The following is a 21,891-nucleotide window of genomic DNA, read 5'->3' as shown; positions in this document are numbered from 1 at the left end:
AAAAAAATAAAACATTGCTCTCTTTTATCTATAACCGACTTTATTTGCTTCTCGCAAGGCTTTCTTTTTTTTTCACACGTTTTTTTTTATTCCTGGAACGGTATTTTCTTTTTCTGAAATGGTATTTTTCTTTTCCCGCATGGTTTTTCCTTTTATCCGCATGGGTTTTTCTTTTCTTCACACGGTTTTTTTTGTTCCCGGCAGGGTATTTTTTTTTCCTCACACGGGTTTTTTATTACCTCACATGGGTTTTGTGAGTGACCTTCAAAATTCAGGCATACATTTTGTAAGTGTATTCTTAAAAATGTAAGTATGTTGTATTTCAATTTTATCCGCATCTTTAAACTAAAAGGGATTCATCGTCCTTATAAATACATGACGGCTCTGGGCTACTCGGGTACTTTTGCCACAAAGATGGCGCATAATGAAGTTTCACAAATGACGCTGCCCATGTTGGAACGCATCTGCCGCGATCTTAACTGCACACCTAACGATATCCTCGATTTCCGAGTGTATGAAAATGACACAATTCCCGAGGACCACGCTTTGCACTCAATAAAGAAAATGGTTGTCACTAACGAGCTCTTTGAGAAAATTAATACGCTTTCCGTCGATAAAATTCAGCAAATCCATGATATCATTAAAAATATGGAGTAATTTTGCCGAATAATCGTTTTCAATGTACAGTACCCTTCTTATCACTCCGCCTTTTACACAGCTGAATACACCGTATCCCGCAACGGCTTACTTGAAAGGTTTTCTCAATACGAAATCCATAAGTTCGTTTCAAATGGATTTGGGTATTGAAGTGATCCTGGAATTGTTTTCCAAAGAGGGACTAACTACTGTTTTTGAACTTGTAGCCGATGAGGAAATCGAACTGTCACCCAACGCAGAACGTATCCTGGCACTACAAAACGAGTATATCAAAACCATCGATTCGGTCATCGAATTCTTGCAAGGAAAAAACCCAACATTGGCTCGCCAAATCTGTTCCGGAAATTTCCTTCCCGAAGCTTCTCGCTTCGCACAATTGGACGATATGGACTGGGCTTTTGGCTCGATGGGTATGCAAGATAAAGCAAAACACTTGGCAACGTTATACCTCGAGGATCTTTCTGATTTTATCGTAGAAGGGGTCGATGATAACTTCGGTTTTAGTCGCTACGCCGAACGTCTCGGCCGAAGTGCCAACTCGTTCGATGAATTGTACGACTACCTGCAAACCGATCCTACTTTTATCGATGCCATTACACTGCATCTTCTGGATTCGCAACTGCAACAAACAGAATTGCCTCAATTGGTGTGCTTTTCTGTTCCGTTCCCGGGTAATCTCTACAGTGCCTTCCGTTGTGCGCAGTTCATCAAACAAAACTATCCAACAATCAAAGTGTCTATGGGTGGCGGTTTTCCAAACACGGAATTGCGCGACCTCAAAGATGCACGCGTTTTTGAGTTCTTCGACTTTATCACGCTCGATGATGGCGAATTGCCTGTCGAATTACTGATCGAAAGTTGTACCAATGCGGAGGCAACCGAATTCAAAAGGACGTTTCTTCTGGAAAACGGAGAAGTGGTCTATAAAAACAATACCACCCGCCACGATTACAAACAAAGTGAAGTGGGTACACCGGATTATTCTGATTTACAGCTGGAGAACTACATTTCTGTTATCGAAATCGCCAATCCTATGCACAGCCTCTGGAGTGATGGCCGATGGAACAAACTAACCATGGCGCACGGTTGCTATTGGGGAAAATGTACGTTCTGCGATATCTCTCTTGATTATATTAAAGTCTACGAACCTATTCACGCCAAAACTTTAGTGGATCGAATGGAGGAACTCATCGCGCAAACCGGCGAAAACGGCTTCCATTTTGTAGACGAAGCGGCACCGCCTGCGTTAATGCGCGAAGTGGCTTTGGAAATCCTAAGAAGAAATCTTACTGTCACATGGTGGACAAACATTCGCTTTGAAAAGAGTTTTACCTCCGATTTGTGTGTGTTACTCAAAGCGTCCGGTTGTATCGCTGTCTCGGGCGGACTCGAAGTGGCTTCCGATCGTTTGTTGGAACTGATTAAGAAAGGGGTAACCGTTGAACAAGTAGCGAAAGTAACACGCAACTTCACCGAAGCGGGCATCATGGTGCATGCGTATCTAATGTATGGTTATCCAACGCAAACTGTTCAGGAAACGATCGATAGCTTGGAAATGGTACGCCAAATGTTCGAACTGGGGATCTTGCAATCGGGTTTCTGGCACCAGTTCGCCATGACGGCTCACAGCCCCGTGGGTATGAACCCGGAAGAATTCGGTGTGACACCGCAAATAAATGAAATCACTTTCGCTAATAACGATATTCAATTCAAAGACAAAACCGGAATCAATCATGATAAGTTTAGCTTCGGTCTGAAAAAATCGTTATTCAACTATATGCACGGTATTTGTTTCGACTATCCGCTTCAGGATTGGTTCGATTTCAAAATTCCTGCCACTACAATCAATCCCGATTTTATCTACGATTGCTTACAGGAGGAAAATCAGCTGCAAACCAAACCCAATGCTAAAATCGTTTGGCTCGGTGGATATCCCGCTTCCGAAGTGTTTACAAAATCGAAGAAAGGAAATTCCTGGGAAATGATGCAACTTACCTTTCACGACAAAAGGGAAACGTTCGATATCACAGTCGAAAAGGAAAAAGGGGAGTGGTTATCTTCGCTTCTGGAAAAAATTGCAGTAACCAACGATAAGAAAAATACCTTCCAAGAAATCAAAGCAGATTATGAAAATAAGGGTTTCGATGATTTCGAATTGTTTTGGTTCTCAAAACCTATGCAAACTTTGAAAGAAAGCAATCTCTTAGTATTGTAAGACTTTCGTTTTCATTAATCGGAAGTGTTTATTCTGGTATTTTTTGTTAAATAGTTTTAATTTCACTAAGTTTATAGGTACCAATCACTATATATATGAAAAAAATCGACAAAATTTCAATTTATTCGAAGTTACTTCTGTTGATTTTTGTTTCAAGTATCGCATTTATACTGTTGTTTCTCTACCTTTTTTATTATACTCTCAAACAGGAAGATGAAGTCTATTCAATGACCCAAAATCAGTTGAATGATGAGGTGAACTCTTTAATGAAACTGAATTCGGAATCGCACGTTTCTACAATCATTGATATTACCTACTGGGACGAATTGGTCAAATACATCAAACACCAAGATCCAAAATGGTTTGACAATACCATCGCCAGCGCCATCGATATGTATTTTGTCGAATACCTGGCTGTCTACGATTTGAAAGGCAATAAATTGGGCTATAAGTATACCAATGAAATCAAACAACCCATAAATTTTGTTACCAAAGAACTTCTAAATGAAGTGTATAAAAAGAAGATTATTACTTTTTATACCAAAATCCCAGAAGGATATGCCGAAGTTTTTATGGCTACCATTCACCCATCCAACGACCCGAATAAGAACAAAACGAAACCCGAAGGCTATTTCGTAATGGTGCGCCTCTTGGACCAAGAATACATCAAACGTCTGGAACAAATTAGTACCGCTGATGTCTTTTTTACCGACGCTAAAAATGAAAAGTTATTCTATGATGATTACATTCAAGGGTTTCACGCTTTGTATTCTTGGGATGGTGAAAAAGTGACCAATATCGTCTTTAAACGAAAGTTCTACATGAATTTTAATGATACCGAAAAGATTTTGACTGTCATTATGCTTTCTTTTATCTTGTTTTTAATTGTTTGTACGATGTTTCTGCAACGATGGGTGTCCAGACCTTTGTCGCTTACCACTCAAATTCTGGAAACCGGAAGTAAGAAGGCAATGAAAAAATTAAAATCGTCTCCCGGTGAGTTCAGTAAAATTGGTGCTTTGTTTGAAGAGGCTTTTTCACAAAGAAAACAACTGGAAAAGGCCAAAGCCAAAGCCGAAGAAAGTGATCAGCTGAAAACGGCTTTCTTGACTAATTTGTCACACGAAATTAGAACGCCGATGAATGCCATCATTGGTTTTTCCGAATTGCTTAAAGAAAAAGAGATTGAAGAAGCCGAGAAGCAAAATTATATCAAGATCATCAATAAGAGTGGTACCAATCTAGTCTCCATTATCGACGATTTAATTGAAATGTCAAAAATTGATGCCAAACAGGTGAAACCGAATATTTCGAGCCTTAATCTGGAGTCGTGTATGAATGAATTGTACAAATCCATCGCAATCACTATCTCGAAAGATAAGGATATCGACTTCCGCTTGGTGCCATCGAATAACCCGGTTTCAGGAAGAATTTTAATCGATGAAATCAAACTGAAACAGGTTTTAATCAACTTGATTACCAATGCCATTAAGTTTACCGATTCCGGTTTCGTTGAATTTGGTTACAATAAAAGTACCGATGATTCGCAAATTCATTTCTTTGTAAAAGATTCGGGATTAGGTATCGATGAGGAAAATCAGCCTTTCATCTTTGATCGCTTCCGTAGAGTGGATAGCGATTATTCCATCAAAGTAGGTGGTTTAGGTTTGGGATTGGCTATTTCCAAAGCCTATGTGCATTTATTGGGCGGCGATATCAAATTGGTTTCAGAATTGGGAGAAGGTTCTACCTTCAAATTCAATGTTCCGCTGGTTGTTGATACGGATACTACCAGAAAATTTAAAACAAAAGAGACTGAAAAAGATTCCGTTTCAGATAAAATGGCTACGATTCTTGTCGCCGAAGACGATAATATCAATTTCTTGTTGATTGAAAAATTACTCAAAATGAAGCATTATACTGTGATTCGAGCGAAAGACGGAGTGGAAGCTATCGAAATGTGTAAGCTGCATGATAGTGAAATCAACTTGGTTTTGATGGATATTAAGATGCCTGGATTGAGTGGATATGATGCCTTTGAAAAGGTGAAAGAAATAAATCCGAAATTGCCAGTAATCGCACAAACCGCTTTTTCTTCTTCTGAAGAAATTGAAAAAATAAAAAACTTTGGATTTGATGCCTACATCACCAAACCGTTAGATAAAGAAAAGTTATACGATTTGTTGATTTTAATTCTGAACTAAAAACAATTTGATTATTGGCTTGTCGTAAATCGAAATCCAATACCGTGAAGATTTTCAATGGCAATACCGTCTTCAGACGCCACAATTTTTCGCAGTCGGGATATGAATACATCCAAACTTCTACCCATGAAATAATCGTCATCACCCCAAAGTGATTTGAGTATTTCTTCTCTTTTTAAAACCACATTCTTGTTGTCAAGAAATAATTTGAGAAGTTCGGCTTCCCGTTGGGTCAAAGTTATTTTTTCACTTTCTGAAACCACAAAATAGTTTTTACTGTCAAACTGGTATTTTCCCAGCGTATAGGTAGATTTTTCAACCGAAGTGTTTTTAGAGGAACGTTTTAGAAAAATTTCAATTTTCAATAATAGTTCTTCAATACTAAAGGGTTTCACCAAATAATCATCAGCGCCCAAACGCAAACCCTTGATGCGATCTTCTTTTAAAGTTTTCGCAGAAAGAAAAATAATAGGTATATCGGTATTGGATTTTCGAATGGTTTCAGCTAGTTCAAATCCATCTAATTTAGGCATCATAATGTCAAAAATACAAATGTCGAATACATCCGTTTGGAAAGCGTGTAATGCTTCTAAACCATCAGTTGCATGAGTTACATCATACTGGTTTTGTTCCAAATTGTCTTTGGTTAAAAAACCTAATGTTTCATCGTCCTCTGCATATAATATTTTAATTTTTGTCATTATTTATTCGGAATTAAAATAGTGATAGTGATGCCTTTTTCAGTATTGTTCTTAGCAGTAATTTTCCACTGATGTTGGGTGCATATTTTCTTTACATAATACAATCCTAACCCGAAGCCACTCACTTCATTACTTTTCGTACTCGGAATTCGGTAAAATTTATCAAAGATAAACGAAATGTTTTTGTTGGCAACGCCAATACCGTTGTCCACAAATTCCATTTTTAATTGTTTGTTGTCTTCCGATAGGAAAATAGCAATCTCGGGTTCACACTCACAATATTTTATAGAATTATCGATAAGGTTGTATACAAGGTTGGTGAAATGAAACGGATCAGCTTCAATCATATAGTTGTCGCTGTTGGTGTTAATCGTAATAGAAGTTTCAGGATATTTTAATTGGATATTGTCAATAACGGATTTGAGTATCGGAACAATTGCAGTTTGTTGTTTGTCTAATACCAATGCTGAATTGTCGGACTTCGCCACATTGAGTACTTTTTCAATGTGGTGGTTCAGTTTGTGTGTTTGATCGATAATGATTTTGCTGTATTTCTCTAACTTCGGATCCTTTTTAATACTTTCCTGTTGATGCAAATAATTAGAAGCAATCAGAATAGAGGAGAGTGGTGTTTTGAATTCGTGTGTCATGTTATTGATGAAATCACGTTGCAATTCGGAATATTTTTTCTGTTGGATTATCGTGTAAATAGAGTAGACGTATACGACCAAAATAATGACTAAGGCAAATGATAGTACAAACCAAAAACGCAATGAATTAAATAAATAGGAAGTCTCATTGGGAAATCGTACCGCGAAATAATAAATTAGGTTTTTATGCTTTGGAAAGTGAATGGAAGTTTTTTTGGGTGTTTTATTAGAGAAAGAGATATAGTTTCCATATACCATTTCGTCACTTTGGCAATTGTACATGGCATATTCGAAATCAGTAGTAATACCAATTTTTCCAAATTCTACTTTAAGATAATGTTCTAGTATTTCGGGTTCAAAATCGTTGTCAACATTCACAATGTAGTAATCGTTGGCTACTTTTTTTACAGGGTTATTGGCTGGAACTTCATGGTTGGTTCCTTCATAAAGATGTTCAACTACATTCAATAGTGCAATGTGGGCTTTTTGGGAGAATTTTTTTTCTTCAATAGTAAACGCTTCTTTGGTCCAAAGCAATTGTGCAATCAGAATACCGGTAGTTGCCACCAGCCCCAAGACGATAATCGTATTTAGTTTTTTTGTTTTCACAGCAAGGAATTCGTGATGTAATATTACTGAAAAAAAAGACTTGATTTCTCTGTTAACAAGTCATTAACAAACATTTGAAACTGCTTAACAAGAGGGTGTAATTTATTGGACTACTTTTGAGTAAACAAAACTAGTAAAACAACTACCTAACTTAAATATAGACAGTATGAAAGTAATTAAAATCTCTCTTTTGGCATTAACTTTTGGTTTGATGTCTTTTACAGCAGAAACACTGCAACACGAAACCATCGTTAAAGTCGTTGATGGAACTTCGGTTAAATGGAAAAGCGAAGTAATTGATTTGGGACAAATTCCACAAGGGAAGCCCGTAACGATTGAATTCGAATTTACCAACACTGGCAAAACACCAGTAGTTATTACAAATGTAAAAGCATCTTGCGGATGTACAGCTACAGATTATACTAAAGAACCTGTTGCATCGGGAAAAAAGGCAACAATAAAAGCTACTTATAATGCTGCTGCAAAAGGAGTATTTACAAAAACAGTGACCGTGACAACCAATGCGGAGGAGGCTCCGAAGGTTTTGTCTTTCAAAGGAACTGTGATATAATAAATTTATAGGGTTAATTAAGCGGAAAACTCCAAAGCATCATTGTTTTGGAGTTTTTTATTGGTACAAATTGGTTGTTATCGTTCTATTTGAATCGAACACTTTTAATGACTAGTGCTTCGTATGCAAAGAGTTTGTGAAAATCAAAACTAACTCTTTCATAGCCAGACCATCTCCAATTGGTTCCCCAAGAATTTTTAATTATAAAGCCTTGGTCATCATATCCAATAATGGTCACCACATGTCCTGCGTATTGATTGGGTAATCGATCATTTCGTATAATCTTTACTTCACCATTAATTATTTGATCTGCCAAATCTGTTGAAGATAATTTTTGAAGGGCAGAAAACGGCATTTCTTGACCTGTAAGACTAATTACACTGTAGCCAGGATCAGGTGTTATGGTGTTGAAATTTCTAGAAGGATAGGCATTCCATGCAGGTACATATAGTTCATAACTTACGGGTATCGCTTTGATTCCGTTTTTAAGAAGAAATTTTAGGTAATCAGTATTTTTGGAGGCTTTAAAATCCAAGTATTCATAGTCTTTAAGAAATACTTTGGCCTTTTTTTTGTATTTTAAAGAAAGTGTCATATAACCAATTCCGCCTTCAAATAAGGATTTAGTTAGTTCACTGTCTGTTTCCTGCCATTTTTGAGCGGCATTTGGATCATAGGGCAATTGTGATTCCTTAATCGCTCCATCATTTAGTAAAGCATTAGGATAATAAGCAAGAAACTGACCTTGAGTGGTTTGTTTACCATTCACGAAATCATTCGCTTTTTGGATGCCATATAGGTATTTTTCGCTTAAATCTTTGGGTACTCCATCAAAAGTTTCCAATGCAGCAGCAACACCAAAAGCACTACAAGTATTTCTTTGTCCTTGGTTTTTTACTGCAGATTGCGAATTCCAATGAATGGTTGCGCTAAATAATTTGTCAGGCGATTGAAGGGTGTTTTGCTGTGAATTAGCCCAAATGGGAACTAATAGTAAAGTTAGTAAAGTTTTCATTTGTAGTTATTTAAGTTTGTCTTAAATAAAATTAATGAAAAAAATACAGTTTTTTACTACAAAAATAAAATTCTTAAAAAGGTTTATTTAGTTTGCAGGCTCGCCGTATAAGTCGAATTCTGTAGCATCAAAAATTTTGATCATGGCAAAATCACCAGTTTTCAAGTAATGCTTTGAAGCGTCTATCAATACTTCGTTATCTACATCTGGGCTGTCAAATTCGGTTCTACCTACAAAATATTGTCCTTCTTTTCTGTCGATAATACAACGGAAAGTCTGTCCGATTTTTTCCTGATTCAAATCCCATGAAATTTGGGCTTGAATTTCCATGATTTCAGTAGCACGAGCTTGTTTTACATCTTCAGGAACATCGTCTTCTAAAGAGTAAGCATGCGTATTTTCTTCGTGAGAATAAGCAAAACAGCCTAAACGTTCGAAACGCATTTCTTCTACCCAGTTTTTTAGAATTTGGAAATCCTCTTCGGTTTCACCAGGGTAACCCACGATTAAAGTCGTACGAATTGCCATTCCAGGAACGGCAGCGCGGAAATCTTTTAATAATTGCGTCGTTTTTGCATAAGTAGTTCCGCGACGCATTGATTTTAAAATGTTGTCAGAAATATGTTGTAAAGGGATATCAATGTAATTACAGATTTTTGGCTCGTTTTTCATTAACTCCAAAACATCCATCGGGAAACCGGTAGGGAAGGCATAGTGTAAACGAATCCATTCAATGCCTTCAACTTTTACTAAGTTTTCCAATAACTCGGCCAAATTACGTTTTTTGTACAAATCCAAACCGTAATAGGTTAAATCTTGAGCAATTAAGATCAATTCTTTCACGCCATCAGCTGCTAAACCTTCTGCCTCTTTAACTAATTTTTCAATAGGTTGAGAAACGTGTTTTCCACGCATGATTGGAATTGCACAGAAACTGCATGGACGGTCGCATCCTTCGGCAATCTTTAAATATGCATAGTTTTTCGGAGTAGTAGTTAAGCGTTCGCCTAATAATTCATGCTTATAATCGGCGCCTAATGCTTTTAATAATAAAGGCAAGTCTGTAGTTCCAAAATATTGGTCAACATTAGGGATCTCTGCTTCTAAGTCAGGTCTGTATCTTTCAGATAAACAGCCGGTAACGAAAACCTTATCTACAATGCCTTGTTGTTTTTTGTCAACATATTCTAGAATCGTATTTACCGATTCTTCTTTGGCATTATTGATAAAACCACATGTGTTTATTACGACGATATTTCCTTCCTGTTCGTGTGCTACATCTTTTCCGTTGGCTTTTAATTGCCCCATTAGGACTTCGCTGTCATAAACATTTTTAGAACAACCCAGTGTAATAACATTAATCTTGTTTTTCTTTAACGATTTGGTTCTCATTGCTTTAATTTAGGAGCGCAAAATTACAATATTTATTTCAAGTGGCGAAACATTTGGACGCTGAACACGTAATTTAATAGTATTTTGTACTAAAAAAGCCCACAATTTTGTGGGCTTTTATGTTTTTAATGTGTTGAATTACAATTCGAATGAAAGGGTAACTGTTACGTTGTTGTTTTTTAGCGTTGTTTTGGCTCTGTCAACTAAACCAGTTGTAAATATTTGGTGACCATAGTCTCTTTCGGATGTTGAATAAGCAAAATCAAGCTTAGTGCCTCCAAAGTTATAGCCTAAACCACCAGAATACCCTTTTAAGTCGCCCATAATATTTTCATCTTTGTATGGACTTGTTTCGGAACGAAATCCGGCACGAAGACTCCATTTTTCAATTTTATATTCGCCGCCAATTCGCAATTCATTTGAAGTGGTGAATGTCTCATCAATTTGGTTGTTGTCATTGGTGTAGTCACTCTCGGGTTTTAAACGCATGGTACTGTAGTCTTTGCTGCTATAATCAACGCTGATGAAACCTTGTTTTCCGAATATGAATGCGGCACTTCCTGTTAATTTACCAGGAGTTTGGATTTTGTAAGGAGCAAAAACCATAGTGATATTTGGATCTACAATATCTGCAGCTAATTCACTGGTGTTATTACCGCTTACTGCAACTACACTTTGAGATAATTCATCGGTGAGTTTGTGCCAAGTTGGTGATTCATAAGTAGCACCAACTCTGAATTGGTCGCCCAACTTTAGAATTGCTCCTATTTGAAATGAAAAGCCATTACCGTAAGTGTGTAGGTAATTGTCGAAATATATTCTTTTTACATAATTATCAGTTGATGTATTGTTATCATTGCTTTCAAAAAATTGAGAAGATCTAACATAATCAGAAAAATGAGAGTTTAGATTAATACCAATCATTAATCGGTCTTGATAATTTGCAGATGCATTGAATGCTAATTTTCCATTGTAACCTGTAGTTTCTACTGAATTTTCATGGTAGAAATCACCGGGAATCACTGCTGAGCTGTATTGAGTGATGTTCGGATTGTTGTAGTTGGTAGGGTCGGTAACTAAAGGTATTGGGTCAATTATATAAGCGTTATAGCCTAAATAGGCTTGTTGCTCGCGAAAGGATAATTCTTCGAAGTTGAAATTTTGTAAAACTCCTAATTGAATTCCGTTGGCATAATTTAAAAAGTAATCATCAATTGAATTATTGGGGTTTGTACCACTGATGAATAATGAATTATCGAAATTGTTTTGGTTTTCATAATTCAATGAAAATGCAAATTTTTTCCATTCACTTTCATTGTTGTTTTCGAATACAAAAACACCACCAGCTTGATTTAAATCAATGGAGCTATTGCTGTCACTGCTTTTTGTTCCGAAATAATTCGAATTGTTTTTAGTGTTGTAATTGCCAAGAGTAAATGCAACTTGGTTGTTGTTGAAGATTACAGAACTGGCTGGATTTATGTTAATTGCAGATAAATCTCCTCCGAGTGCACCAAAGGCGCCGCTTAGTGCTCTGAATCTAGCAGTACCTAGAGATTCTGTTTGAGAGTATCGTAATGCGTCATTTATATCTTGAGACTGCATTGAAGTAGTTGCCAAGATTAGGCTTAAAAGTGATATATAGTTTTTCATATTCTATTTCATTAAAAAACCCACACAAAAAAGTTGTCACAGAATCTTTGTATAGGTTTGTTGAGTAAAATGTTGTTATCTGCGACCTCCGCTTCTGCCTCCGCCGCCACCGGAACTACCGCCTCCGCTATAACTACCTCCGCCTGATGAACGAGGAGAATCGTAGCTTCTTGGAGAATCATATGTTCTTGGTGAAGAGCTTCTTGGTGAATCTTCATTTCTTGGAGAAGATGGTCTAGGAGTTGATCTAGGTCTTGGAATTGAAGTATTTCCATTTCCTATAGTCCCGTTCGATGACGGACTATCAAAGTTTCTTCTTCTCGGTAAAGTAGTAGCTGATCTCGGATTCGAAGAGTATCCTTGGCTGTTGTAAGAAGATCTTCTGTCTCCTGTGTAACGATTACTGTATCTGTCGTTTGTTCTGTCTCCATAGGCAACTGTTCTTCTTCCTCCATTGTAGGCATAGTTTCTGCCGTAGTAGCCATTTCCGTAGTAGCCATAGCCGTATCCTCCGTAGTAATATGGGCTATACCATCCGTTCCAGTAAGAAGGACCGTAGAAAGCGTATCCGCCCCAATATGGATCGCACCAATAAGAGTTCCAGCCCCAGTAATTTCTCCATGGTCTGTAGCCCCAATAGTAGTTATTCCATCCCCAATTGTTGCCCCATCCCCAATTGCTTTCATAAACATTAACAGTGATGTGGTCGGTATTGTCTCCCCAGCTGGCGTAGCTAACTTGTTTTTTTACTTCGGTAGTGTCGTTTTCTGTGGAGTAGCTTTCTACATCTGTGAATACATCTGATGATTCAATACTATAATTGTTGGCGTTGGAGCCAAAATATTCTTTGTATTTTTTATTGGAGTCATCCTGAGAGGTTCGAGGAGTTTCAGAGGTGCTTGTTACGGTCTCTCTTTTTTCGCTTCCGTAAATGCCATCGTTTTCGTAGTACGATACATTTTTGTATGAACCACAAGAGACTGTTGTTAAAACCAACAATCCAACAATGGATTTAACAATTAGACCATTAATCGAAAAGTATTTTGCTTTCATAATCTTGAAAATTTATTGTTGGACAACTCAAAAATAGTTAGTTTTGTCGAATAATTATAATATTTAACATTTCACAATTTTTGTGCCAAACTATTCAATATGAGCAAGAACTTAACGAAGCGTGCAGAAGATTACTCCAAATGGTATAACGAACTAGTTGTCAAGGCTGATTTAGCCGAGAATTCTGGTGTAAGAGGTTGTATGGTAATTAAGCCCTATGGGTATGCAATCTGGGAAAAAATGCAGGCAGAATTGGATAGGATGTTTAAAGAAACAGGACACAGTAATGCTTATTTTCCATTATTTGTTCCTAAAAGCATGTTTGAGGCGGAAGAAAAAAATGCAGAAGGTTTTGCAAAAGAGTGTGCCATTGTGACGCATTATCGTTTGAAAAATGATGAATCGAAGCCTGGAAAATTAATGGTTGACCCCAATGCGAAACTAGAAGAAGAATTAATTGTTCGTCCAACCAGTGAAGCTATTATTTGGAGTACTTATAAAAACTGGGTGCAATCGTATAGAGATTTACCATTGTTAATCAATCAATGGGCGAATGTTGTGCGTTGGGAAATGCGTACTCGTTTGTTTTTGCGTACAGCTGAGTTTTTATGGCAAGAAGGTCATACAGCGCATGCTACTAGACAGGAAGCGTTGGATGAAACAGTGCAAATGATGAATGTGTATGCTGATTTCGTTGAAAACTTTATGGCTATTCCGGTAGTAAAAGGAGTGAAGACAGAAACAGAGCGTTTTGCAGGAGCAGATGAAACGTACTGTATAGAAGCATTAATGCAGGATGGAAAAGCTTTACAAGCCGGCACATCGCATTTCTTAGGTCAGAATTTTGCAAAAGCTTTTGAAGTTAAATTTGCGAACCAGGAAGGAAAACAAGAATATGTTTGGGGAACCTCATGGGGAGTTTCAACTCGTTTAATGGGTGCTTTGGTAATGACGCATTCTGATGATAACGGATTAGTGTTGCCTCCAAATTTAGCGCCAATTCAGGTGGTTATTGTTCCGATCTTTAAATCGGATGAGGAATTGGATAAGATTTCGGCGGTTGCGAACGATTTGCAGACAAAATTCAGAAAAATGGGTATTTCTGTTAAGTTTGATAATAGAACGACGCAGAAGCCAGGGTTTAAATTTGCTGAATGGGAGTTGAAAGGTGTTCCAGTGCGTATAGCAATTGGTCCGAAGGATTTAGAAAACGGAACTTTTGAAGTTGCTCGTCGTGATACATTATCGAAAGAAGTAATTGCTGCTAATGATGCAACTGCCTATATAAGTGATTTATTAGAGGAAATCCAGAAGAGTTTATATACAAAAGCGTTTGAGTATAGAAATTCGCATGTTACAGAAGTAAACACCTTTGAAGAGTTTAAAGAGGTTTTAGAAGGTAAGGGTGGATTTGTATCTGCGCACTGGGATGGAACAGCTGAAACAGAAGAAAAAATTAAAGATTTGACCAAAGCAACGATTCGTTGTATTCCTTTGGATCGAAAAGAAGAGTCTGGCACTTGTGTTTTGACAGGAAAATCTTCAAACGGAAGAGTCTTATTTGCAAAGGCTTACTAAAATTAAGAAAAAAAATATTAAAAAAAATTGCGAGAGCTATTGCAGAAATAAAAAATGTGTATATCTTTGCACTCGCATTACAGAAATGAGCGCTCGACATGAGAATCAGAGTAAGTAAATGGCCCGTTCGTCTATCGGTTAGGACGCCAGGTTTTCATCCTGGTAAGAAGGGTTCGATTCCCTTACGGGCTACTTTTTTGAAATATTGAAATTAATAATGCGATGGCCCGTTCGTCTATCGGTTAGGACGCCAGGTTTTCATCCTGGTAAGAAGGGTTCGATTCCCTTACGGGCTACAAAATTAGTTGTAAATAAGTTTTATAAAATAAAGAGCAGTGTCTCGGTCTTTATTTTATTAGTTAAAACCAAAGTGATTGTAAATGCAGTTGTGGGAGGTTTTTCTTTTTTAACTGATAGTTTATAAATAATTATTACAATTAAAATTAAAAGAAAATGGCAAATCATAAGTCAGCTTTAAAAAGAATCAGAAGTAACGAAAAAAGAAGAGTGTTAAACAGATATCAGCACAAAACTACTCGTAATGCTATCAAAGCAATCCGTGTAGCTACTGACAAAGCTGAAGCTGCTGCAAAATTATCTAGCGTTATTTCAATGATTGATAAATTAGCAAAGAAAAATATCATACACGATAATAAAGCTTCTAACTTGAAGTCTAAATTAACTAGACACGTAGCTGCTTTATAATTTAAATTAGTGTTCAAAATTTACTCAAAAGCCTTGCATTTGCAAGGCTTTTTTGTTTTTAAGCCAGCGCTGGTTCAGTGGCTAGTTTTCCTTCAAGTGCTTCGATTTTAGAAGCAATAGTACCCCATTCACACCACAATATTATATTTAGAACCCATTGCAATGTCCTTACAGGATTAAGTAATTTGAAGCCTAAGTTTTCGATTTTTAAATCTCTTATTTGTATTAAATCATTTCTTTGTTCCGGGGCTGCTTTTAATTCTTTGGCAAATAACCACGCGCCGTCTCTGGCAGTCTGAATGCTGAATTGAATTAGTTTATCATCCCATTGTTTGGCTAAAGGCATTACCAATCCGAAAATAGGAGAGACTACACTCATATTTCGTTTTACTTCATCGGTCATTTCTGAAAGTAACGAGTTGATATGGTTGAAGTCGTTTTGTATGCTGTCTAAAGTGTTGTTTTCGATAGTGTCGATGGTTGCGATGCTTAAATCCAAGTTGATATGAGCATTGATTCCAGTAAGAAGATGTTGTAATACCAAATGTTTTTTGGAAGCGGCTTTGAACGAAATCTCCCAACACTTTGAGATAGGTTTCTGTTCTTTATAGTCAAAATAAGCTTTAAAATAACGATTGGCAAATAATACGTCTAGTTTTTCCATTCTTTGATTGTCTTCAAAACGCTGGTTCGCAATTCCATCTCTAACATTGATGGTTACTTTTCGATATAAAACAGCAAAATAACCCAAAGGGTTGTTGTTGGTTTTGCATTCTTCAACTATAGTGTCTAATATACTAATGACTTCGTTAATGGTATTCGCTTGCATGTAGGTGAATTCTTCTAAATTTTCATAAATGTAAAAATAAAATCTGAGATGCCTATCCTTTTTTGCATTGCTTCGGTGCGGTGTTCTTATTATTTTATTATGTTCTAATTGTTAAGTATTTAGCGCTTGAATTAAAAATGTTTTTTATGTAAAAAATAATCGTACTTTTGCACCACAAAAAAAATCACATGGAATCAATTAGAAATATTGCGATTATTGCGCACGTTGACCACGGTAAGACTACGTTGGTTGATAAAATCATGTATCACTGTCAGTTGTTTCGTGAAAACGAGAACACAGGTGATTTAATTCTTGACAATAACGACCTGGAACGCGAGCGCGGAATTACAATTACTTCTAAGAACGTTTCAGTTACGTATAAAGGAACAAAGATCAACATTATCGATACTCCGGGCCACGCCGATTTCGGTGGGGAAGTAGAGCGTGTATTGAACATGGCTGATGGTGTTTGTTTATTAGTAGATGCTTTTGAAGGACCAATGCCTCAAACTCGTTTCGTATTGCAAAAAGCTATCGATTTAGGATTGAAGCCATGTGTGGTTATCAATAAAGTGGATAAAGAAAACTGTACTCCGGAAGAAGTGCACGAAAAAGTTTTCGACTTAATGTTCGAATTGGGTGCTACAGAAGAGCAGTTGGATTTCCCTACTGTTTACGGTTCGGCTAAGAACAACTGGATGAGTGATGATTGGAAAAACCAAACGGAAAACATCGAGCCTTTATTGGATATGGTATTGAACAATGTTCCAGCTCCTAAAGTTTCTGAAGGAACGCCACAAATGTTGATTACTTCATTGGATTTCTCTTCGTTTACTGGACGTATTGCCATCGGACGTTTACAAAGAGGTGTTTTGAAAGAAGGAATGAATATTTCTTTGGTAAAACGTGATGGATCTATTGTAAAATCTAAAATTAAAGAACTACACACTTTTGAAGGTTTAGGCCGTAAGAAAGTTGCTGAAGTAGTTGCTGGAGATATTTGTGCTATTGTTGGTTTGGAAGGATTTGAAATTGGTGATACTGTTGCTGATTTTGAAAACCCTGAAGCATTGGCAACTATTGCTATTGATGAACCTACAATGAGTATGTTGTTTACGATTAATGATTCACCTTTCTTTGGTAAAGAAGGTAAATTCGTAACATCAAGACACGTAAAAGACAGATTGACGAAAGAATTAGAGAAAAACTTAGCTTTAAGAGTTAATGAAACTGATTCTGCGGATAAATTCATGGTATTCGGACGTGGTGTATTGCACTTATCTGTATTGATTGAGACAATGCGTCGTGAAGGATATGAGTTGCAAATTGGTCAACCACAAGTAATCATCAAAGAAATTGATGGTGCTAAATGTGAGCCAATTGAAGAATTAACTATTGATTTACCAGAGAATGTATCTGGAAAAGCGGTTGAATTCGTAACGATGCGTAAAGGTGAAATGTTGAGCATGGAGCCAAGAGGAGAGCGTATGATCATTAAGTTCATCATTCCTTCACGTGGTATCATCGGTTTACGTAACCAATTGTTGACTGCTACTGCTGGTGAGGCTATCATGGCACACCGTTTCTTAGAGTATCAACCGTACAAAGGAGAAATTGCTGGACGTATCAACGGTTCATTGATTTCAATGGAGAATGGTAAAGCAATTCCTTATTCTATCAATAAATTACAAGATCGTGGTAAATTCTTCGTAGATCCTAACGAAGATGTTTACGAAGGTCAGGTTATCGGTGAGAACTCAAGAGGTGACGATATGGTGGTGAATATCACTAAAACGAAACAGTTGACTAACTTCCGTTCTGCGGGTGCTGATGATAAGACAAGAATTGTTCCTGCGATCAAATTCACTTTGGAAGAAGCATTGGAATACATCCAAAAAGATGAGTACGTTGAAGTAACGCCTAAGTCACTTCGTTTACGTAAAATCTACTTGAATGAAAATGACAGAAAACGTAATAAGATTGCTTAATACGAATGTCTTTATATAGGAAAATCCGGCTTTTATGCCGGATTTTTTGTTTGTGGTTGATAAAGAAAGTCCAAAGTTTTTAAAGCAGTAAGAAGTGTTAACCAAGCAGTAAAGAGTGTCAACCAAGCAGTAAGGAGTGTTAATCGAGCAGTAAGAAGTGTTAACCGAGCAGTAACGATTGTACACGGAGCAGTAAGAAGTGTTAACCGAGCAGTAACGATTGTACACGAAGCAGTAAAGAGTGTTAACCGAGCAGTAAGAAGTGTTAACCAAGCAGTAAAGAGTGTTAACCAAGCAGTAAGGAGTGTTAACCGAGCAGTAACGATTGTACACGAAGCAGTAAAGAGTGTTAACCAAGCAGTAAGGAGTTTTCTCTGTTCAGTAGTCCAAAAACTTTGGATTTCTCTCAGAGATGTATTGGTGTTATTTGTCTTCTGAAAAGCGGTTCAGGATTTCCATTGCTTTTGTTGCGTCTTTTTTATCTACAAAAATATGATCGTGATAAAAGGCAGCCACCACATTGCAGCTGATGTTTTCTTTCGCGAGCGCATTAGAGAACGCCGCAGTTAATCCAACGGCTTCTAACGATGAATGCACAGTCAGGGTAATCCAGGAAGCTATATAAGAATAGTTAAGGCTTAATTGGTCAGCTATGTGCTTTTTCAGCACGATTGTAATGCCTTCTTCTTCCTTGAAATGAAAAAGGATTTCACTGAAATTTACCAGAGTGTCATTTTTGACTGTACAAAAAACATATTCCCCATTGTTCAATTGGGGTTTCATAGTTTTGAGTAAAGTAGCTAAGTTTTTTTCGCCGGACATGATTTTAGTTTAATGTTGTAAAGTTGAAAAGTTATAAAGTTTGGGTTTATTGTTTTGTAGAAATTAAATCTATTGCAAGGATCTATTTCTTTTTCTTTACGCTCAACAGTGTCAGTTCTTCTAATTCTTTGTCCTGAAATGTTTTTAGCGTCACATAATACCACTTGTTCTCAGGGATATCAACAGTGAAAATGTCGTTTACTTTATGCTTTTTGACTGCTTTTTCAAATAGGGGTACCATCGTTCCGTCTTTGAACCAATTCAAATCACCAGTTTTGTTGTGATCCATTGTATATTCATTCGCCAACTCGGTAAACGGAGTTCCGGCTTTGTATTTCTCCAGGATTGTTTTTCGCAGGGCATTGATAGCTTCCATGGAAAGTTTACTTCCGTCAAGGAAGATATAACTTACTCTGTGTACATTCTTTTTTTGAGTGCTCAGCACTTTGTAAACGCGGTTTTCATCACTGAAAACAGCTCCCTTTTTCTTGCTGGTAAATACATTCGAAGTGTCAGTTGAGTGAGTTTCCGGGATAGTGGTCCAGATTTGACCGTCTAATTCAGGATGCACTTGGATGAGTATTTTGGCCTGTTCAATGGTATTGATGGGGGCAATTTGTTCTTCCTGTGCAAAGCAGCTCAGTGAAAACAGAAAGGCGTTCAATAGTAAGGTAAATTTCATTGTTTGTATCTTAAGTGTCAAATGTAGGAATTAATTGTTTGACGTCAGTTTATCCAATTTCACGATTTTCTTACCTTCATCAGCATCATCGGTTCTGTAAATGACTTCGATGCGGTTCTTTTTGACTTTATGGACCAATCCTTTGAATTCCTTGATTTGTTTTTCAAGTGCTTTATTCAAGGAATCATTTTCGGTAGTTATGATTTTGTTTTGGACTCCGAAAAGACCGTATTGATTCGGTGCGTCTGGCAAATCAGGAAGTTGCCAATCCCAAATGGGGAAAGTGTAAATGTCTTTCCATTGGTTGTTTTTATAGGTTGCAATATGCCAGCTGTTTAGGCTGGAATAATCGCCATAATCAAGTACATAGGATATTTCATCAGTGCCGTCACCATTCAAATCTCCTTCATTTTTTAAGAAAGCTAAGCCAAAATTATCAAGATAGTTGAAGTTTAAGGTGTCTATTTTTTTAGCATCAGAAAGCAGGTACGAGCGCGTTTGTTTTCGGATTGTTACTGCGATCAATTGATCTAATTCCTCAATATTTTCATAGAATTTACACGTTTCTTTCTTTTCTTTTTCACTGTAATAGTGTTCGATGAGTTTTTCTTTTTTACCATCGCCATTAAAATCACCTTCAATTATAAATCGATAACCCAATACCGGTTTGAGGTTTTTAGGGATGGTTTTCACGACCTCTGCAATCCAATCCATCTCTTTTTTTTCTTCTTTCAATTCCTTTTTAGCAATGGTGTCGGTTTTTGCATTTGAAGTAGCTTTGGATGGTACTACTTTTTGCTTGGTATTTGTAGTGACTTCCTTTTTGCAGGCATTTAGCAAAAGGCACGTCAAAAGGAAATAGAAAGAAACTTGGGTTTTCATGGTTTTTTTGAATGTCTGTAGAAGATTATTGTAGAGAATTTAAAAAGGAACGAATGTTCATTTTTGGATTATTTCGATGGTTTTCAAATTTTGATTCGTTCAGTAGAATTAAATCGACTGTAGTTATACCCGGTGGACCATAATTGATTTCTGAGAGATAGTAACCATTGGATAATTTTATATAGCCTGAGGTTCCTATATCGAATTCATCATCACTATAGAAGAAGAAGAAATCGACAATTTTTTGTCCAATACAGTATTTTTTGGCAAGTTCATTAATTGATTCGCTGCTGTCAAATTTCTTTTGTAAATAGTCAATGTTTTCTGTTGTCAATTCGAGATAATCATCTTCATCGGATTGAGGAATATCAATAATTGTATTGTCGTTCAGCTTGAGATAAGCGTGAAATGATTGTAAGCCATATTGATTTTCTTCAGTATACTGAAACCTTATATCCGTAATTTCTTTGCCGATTAATTCTGATAGTTTGAGCGTTTGCATGGGTTTGGATTATTTAATGGTAACGGGTATAGGTCCGCCATGCGAAATGAAGCCGCCTCCAATTTCGTCTATATTCACATCCAATTCATCGTTTGTATTGATTCTTCTGAGATTGACGTCCAATTCAGCGCTTGAAGAAGTGATATTAACATCGATAGTTCCGTTTTCGTTCAAAGGTACTAAACCATAGTTACGGTTGGGTACTATGGATAGGTTTTTATGTCCTTCGGAAGCGTATGATTTCGGAATGATATCAATGCTTTGTAAAGTTAGAATCGTTAAACAAACGGCAATAATAGAGAGAACAGTTTTAGTGTATAGATCAGTTTTCATAGTTTGTTTTTTAAAGTTTATCATTTAGAAATTTATGAATTATTGTAGCGGTGGTTTTGATTAAAGTCGAATCTTGTGGTGTCGTAATTTCACCAATATAATCTCCGTGGCCACCAGGAAATATCGCTAATCGTGCACCCGATAGTATGTTTTGCATTTCGGCTGCATGAGAAGTGGTGACCACATCTTTATCTCCCATTATAATTAGTGCTGGAGCTTTGATTGATTGGAGTTGTTCGTCTGTTATATCTTTGAACGATTGCATTCTGGCGACATCTCTTTCGTACATTTTGTATAATGCTTTCGGATCTGGATTGACTTTAAGAAAAGCCTCTTTGAGCGCTTGTGGCATCCCTTCAAATGTCGGATTTTGCATCATGGGCCAAAACCAATCCGGAGCACCAGATTTCTTATAAAAAGCCGAAGCCACGATAATTTTATTGGTCATTTCCGGATGACGGATAGCAAATTGCAAAGTGGTCGTTCCGCCGTTGCTGAAACCAAGAATATGTGCTTTTTTGACTTTCAATTCCTTAAGAAGTGCAGCGATATCATCTGCATCTTGTTCGAAAGATAGCGGCGAGTTCCTGTCGGTTGTATGTCCGTGTGCTTGCATTTCCAGTGCATAGACAGTATTGTTTTTGGCTAGTTCGGGTAATATACGACCAAATGAAGTTTCAATAGTTGAACCGCCACCGTGAATCACTACTAATGGTTCTCCAGTGCCGTGAATTTCATAATACATTTTGATTCCGTTCACATTGGCATAACCATTTGAACTTTCCAAAGATTTAGAAGTTTTCATTGCTTTGTGGTTTGAATTCTTACAGCCAGTCATTGTTAAGAGGAA

21 protein-coding genes and 2 tRNA genes are annotated in these 21,891 nt (G+C 36.9%); 9 read left to right on the top strand and 14 right to left on the bottom strand.

Annotated elements, in window-relative coordinates:
• Nucleotides 1–40: 40 nt before the first annotated feature.
• Nucleotides 41–223, bottom strand: coding sequence for a hypothetical protein (locus ACFO7M_RS08560; RefSeq protein WP_379735127.1), 183 nt, complete (start codon nucleotides 221–223; stop codon nucleotides 41–43).
• Between the two features lie 89 nt (nucleotides 224–312).
• On the opposite strand from ACFO7M_RS08560, the gene ACFO7M_RS08555 reads away from it, so the two are divergent.
• The 3 genes from ACFO7M_RS08555 to ACFO7M_RS08545 all read left to right on the top strand — a co-directional run bounded on the left by ACFO7M_RS08555 (nucleotide 313) and on the right by ACFO7M_RS08545 (nucleotide 5,076).
• Nucleotides 313–657 (top strand): helix-turn-helix domain-containing protein, encoded by a 345-nt coding sequence (locus tag ACFO7M_RS08555; protein ID WP_379714125.1) that lies wholly within the window; start codon nucleotides 313–315, stop codon nucleotides 655–657.
• 22 nt (nucleotides 658–679) lie between these two features.
• Entirely contained in the window at nucleotides 680–2,872 is a 2,193-nt protein-coding gene (locus tag ACFO7M_RS08550; protein WP_379735125.1) for a B12-binding domain-containing radical SAM protein, read from the top strand.
• A gap of 95 nt (nucleotides 2,873–2,967) precedes the next feature.
• Complete coding sequence (locus ACFO7M_RS08545) at nucleotides 2,968–5,076, top strand: ATP-binding protein (protein WP_379735123.1); 2,109 nt, start codon at nucleotides 2,968–2,970, stop codon at nucleotides 5,074–5,076.
• A gap of 11 nt (nucleotides 5,077–5,087) precedes the next feature.
• Here the strand turns inward: ACFO7M_RS08545 and ACFO7M_RS08540 are convergent, their stop codons facing one another.
• Nucleotides 5,088–5,777: a response regulator transcription factor gene (locus ACFO7M_RS08540; protein ID WP_379714116.1), complete on the bottom strand. Its 690-nt coding sequence runs from the start codon at nucleotides 5,775–5,777 to the stop codon at nucleotides 5,088–5,090.
• The gene (locus ACFO7M_RS08535) at nucleotides 5,777–7,036 is read right to left on the bottom strand and encodes a sensor histidine kinase (protein WP_379714113.1); all 1,260 of its coding nucleotides are present in this window, start codon (nucleotides 7,034–7,036) and stop codon (nucleotides 5,777–5,779) included. Before ACFO7M_RS08535 ends, ACFO7M_RS08540 begins: the two co-directional genes overlap by 1 nt.
• A gap of 166 nt (nucleotides 7,037–7,202) precedes the next feature.
• Here ACFO7M_RS08535 and ACFO7M_RS08530 point away from each other — a divergent pair, with 166 nt between their 5' ends.
• A complete protein-coding gene (locus tag ACFO7M_RS08530; protein WP_379714111.1) occupies nucleotides 7,203–7,607 on the top strand; it encodes a DUF1573 domain-containing protein in 405 nt (134 codons plus the stop codon).
• Nucleotides 7,608–7,692: 85 nt separating this feature from the next.
• Here the strand turns inward: ACFO7M_RS08530 and ACFO7M_RS08525 are convergent, their stop codons facing one another.
• The 4 genes from ACFO7M_RS08525 to ACFO7M_RS08510 form a co-directional block, all read right to left on the bottom strand.
• Nucleotides 7,693–8,622 carry a C1 family peptidase gene (locus ACFO7M_RS08525; protein ID WP_379735121.1) on the bottom strand — a complete coding sequence of 310 codons (930 nt, stop codon included), beginning with the start codon at nucleotides 8,620–8,622 and terminating at the stop codon, nucleotides 7,693–7,695.
• A gap of 87 nt (nucleotides 8,623–8,709) precedes the next feature.
• Nucleotides 8,710–10,014, bottom strand: coding sequence for a 30S ribosomal protein S12 methylthiotransferase RimO (gene rimO / locus ACFO7M_RS08520; RefSeq protein WP_379714105.1), 1,305 nt, complete (start codon nucleotides 10,012–10,014; stop codon nucleotides 8,710–8,712).
• Between the two features lie 138 nt (nucleotides 10,015–10,152).
• Nucleotides 10,153–11,667, bottom strand: a complete 1,515-nt coding sequence (locus tag ACFO7M_RS08515) for an OmpP1/FadL family transporter (protein ID WP_379735119.1) — start codon at nucleotides 11,665–11,667, stop codon at nucleotides 10,153–10,155.
• Between the two features lie 75 nt (nucleotides 11,668–11,742).
• On the bottom strand, nucleotides 11,743–12,720 hold the full coding sequence (locus ACFO7M_RS08510; RefSeq protein ID WP_379714100.1) for a hypothetical protein: 978 nt from the start codon (nucleotides 12,718–12,720) through the stop codon (nucleotides 11,743–11,745).
• A gap of 99 nt (nucleotides 12,721–12,819) precedes the next feature.
• Here ACFO7M_RS08510 and proS point away from each other — a divergent pair, with 99 nt between their 5' ends.
• The 4 genes from proS (at nucleotide 12,820) to rpsT (ending at nucleotide 15,003) form a co-directional block, all read left to right on the top strand.
• Nucleotides 12,820–14,298, top strand: coding sequence for a proline--tRNA ligase (proS, locus tag ACFO7M_RS08505; RefSeq protein WP_379735117.1), 1,479 nt, complete (start codon nucleotides 12,820–12,822; stop codon nucleotides 14,296–14,298).
• 120 nt (nucleotides 14,299–14,418) lie between these two features.
• A tRNA-Glu gene (locus ACFO7M_RS08500) sits at nucleotides 14,419–14,490 on the top strand.
• Between the two features lie 32 nt (nucleotides 14,491–14,522).
• Nucleotides 14,523–14,594, top strand: a tRNA-Glu gene (locus tag ACFO7M_RS08495).
• Nucleotides 14,595–14,751: 157 nt separating this feature from the next.
• Nucleotides 14,752–15,003, top strand: coding sequence for a 30S ribosomal protein S20 (gene rpsT, locus ACFO7M_RS08490; RefSeq protein WP_379714096.1), 252 nt, complete (start codon nucleotides 14,752–14,754; stop codon nucleotides 15,001–15,003).
• 58 nt (nucleotides 15,004–15,061) lie between these two features.
• Here rpsT and ACFO7M_RS08485 read toward each other — a convergent pair whose 3' ends face one another.
• Complete coding sequence (locus ACFO7M_RS08485; protein ID WP_379735115.1) at nucleotides 15,062–15,832, bottom strand: DUF5995 family protein; 771 nt, start codon at nucleotides 15,830–15,832, stop codon at nucleotides 15,062–15,064.
• 188 nt (nucleotides 15,833–16,020) lie between these two features.
• Here ACFO7M_RS08485 and typA point away from each other — a divergent pair, with 188 nt between their 5' ends.
• Nucleotides 16,021–17,820 carry a translational GTPase TypA gene (gene typA / locus ACFO7M_RS08480; RefSeq protein WP_379714092.1) on the top strand — a complete coding sequence of 600 codons (1,800 nt, stop codon included), beginning with the start codon at nucleotides 16,021–16,023 and terminating at the stop codon, nucleotides 17,818–17,820.
• 423 nt (nucleotides 17,821–18,243) lie between these two features.
• Here the strand turns inward: typA and ACFO7M_RS08475 are convergent, their stop codons facing one another.
• From ACFO7M_RS08475 to ACFO7M_RS08450, 6 genes are all read right to left on the bottom strand, one after another.
• Nucleotides 18,244–18,642, bottom strand: a complete 399-nt coding sequence (locus tag ACFO7M_RS08475) for an ACT domain-containing protein (protein WP_379714089.1) — start codon at nucleotides 18,640–18,642, stop codon at nucleotides 18,244–18,246.
• Nucleotides 18,643–18,724: 82 nt separating this feature from the next.
• Nucleotides 18,725–19,324: a peptidylprolyl isomerase gene (locus ACFO7M_RS08470; RefSeq protein ID WP_379735113.1), complete on the bottom strand. Its 600-nt coding sequence runs from the start codon at nucleotides 19,322–19,324 to the stop codon at nucleotides 18,725–18,727.
• Between the two features lie 30 nt (nucleotides 19,325–19,354).
• Nucleotides 19,355–20,206, bottom strand: coding sequence for a hypothetical protein (locus ACFO7M_RS08465; protein ID WP_379735111.1), 852 nt, complete (start codon nucleotides 20,204–20,206; stop codon nucleotides 19,355–19,357).
• 25 nt (nucleotides 20,207–20,231) lie between these two features.
• The gene (locus ACFO7M_RS08460) at nucleotides 20,232–20,708 is read right to left on the bottom strand and encodes a hypothetical protein (protein WP_379735109.1); all 477 of its coding nucleotides are present in this window, start codon (nucleotides 20,706–20,708) and stop codon (nucleotides 20,232–20,234) included.
• A gap of 9 nt (nucleotides 20,709–20,717) precedes the next feature.
• A complete protein-coding gene (locus tag ACFO7M_RS08455; RefSeq protein ID WP_379714078.1) occupies nucleotides 20,718–21,041 on the bottom strand; it encodes a hypothetical protein in 324 nt (107 codons plus the stop codon).
• 10 nt (nucleotides 21,042–21,051) lie between these two features.
• Nucleotides 21,052–21,846, bottom strand: coding sequence for an alpha/beta fold hydrolase (locus tag ACFO7M_RS08450; protein WP_379735107.1), 795 nt, complete (start codon nucleotides 21,844–21,846; stop codon nucleotides 21,052–21,054).
• Nucleotides 21,847–21,891: the final 45 nt, after the last annotated feature.

Source organism: Flavobacterium sp. GCM10023249 (genome assembly GCF_042653365.1).
Classification (GTDB): domain Bacteria; phylum Bacteroidota; class Bacteroidia; order Flavobacteriales; family Flavobacteriaceae; genus Flavobacterium.
The sequence above is the reverse complement of the archived record's forward strand: the minus strand, read 5'-3'. Positions and strand labels throughout refer to the sequence as shown.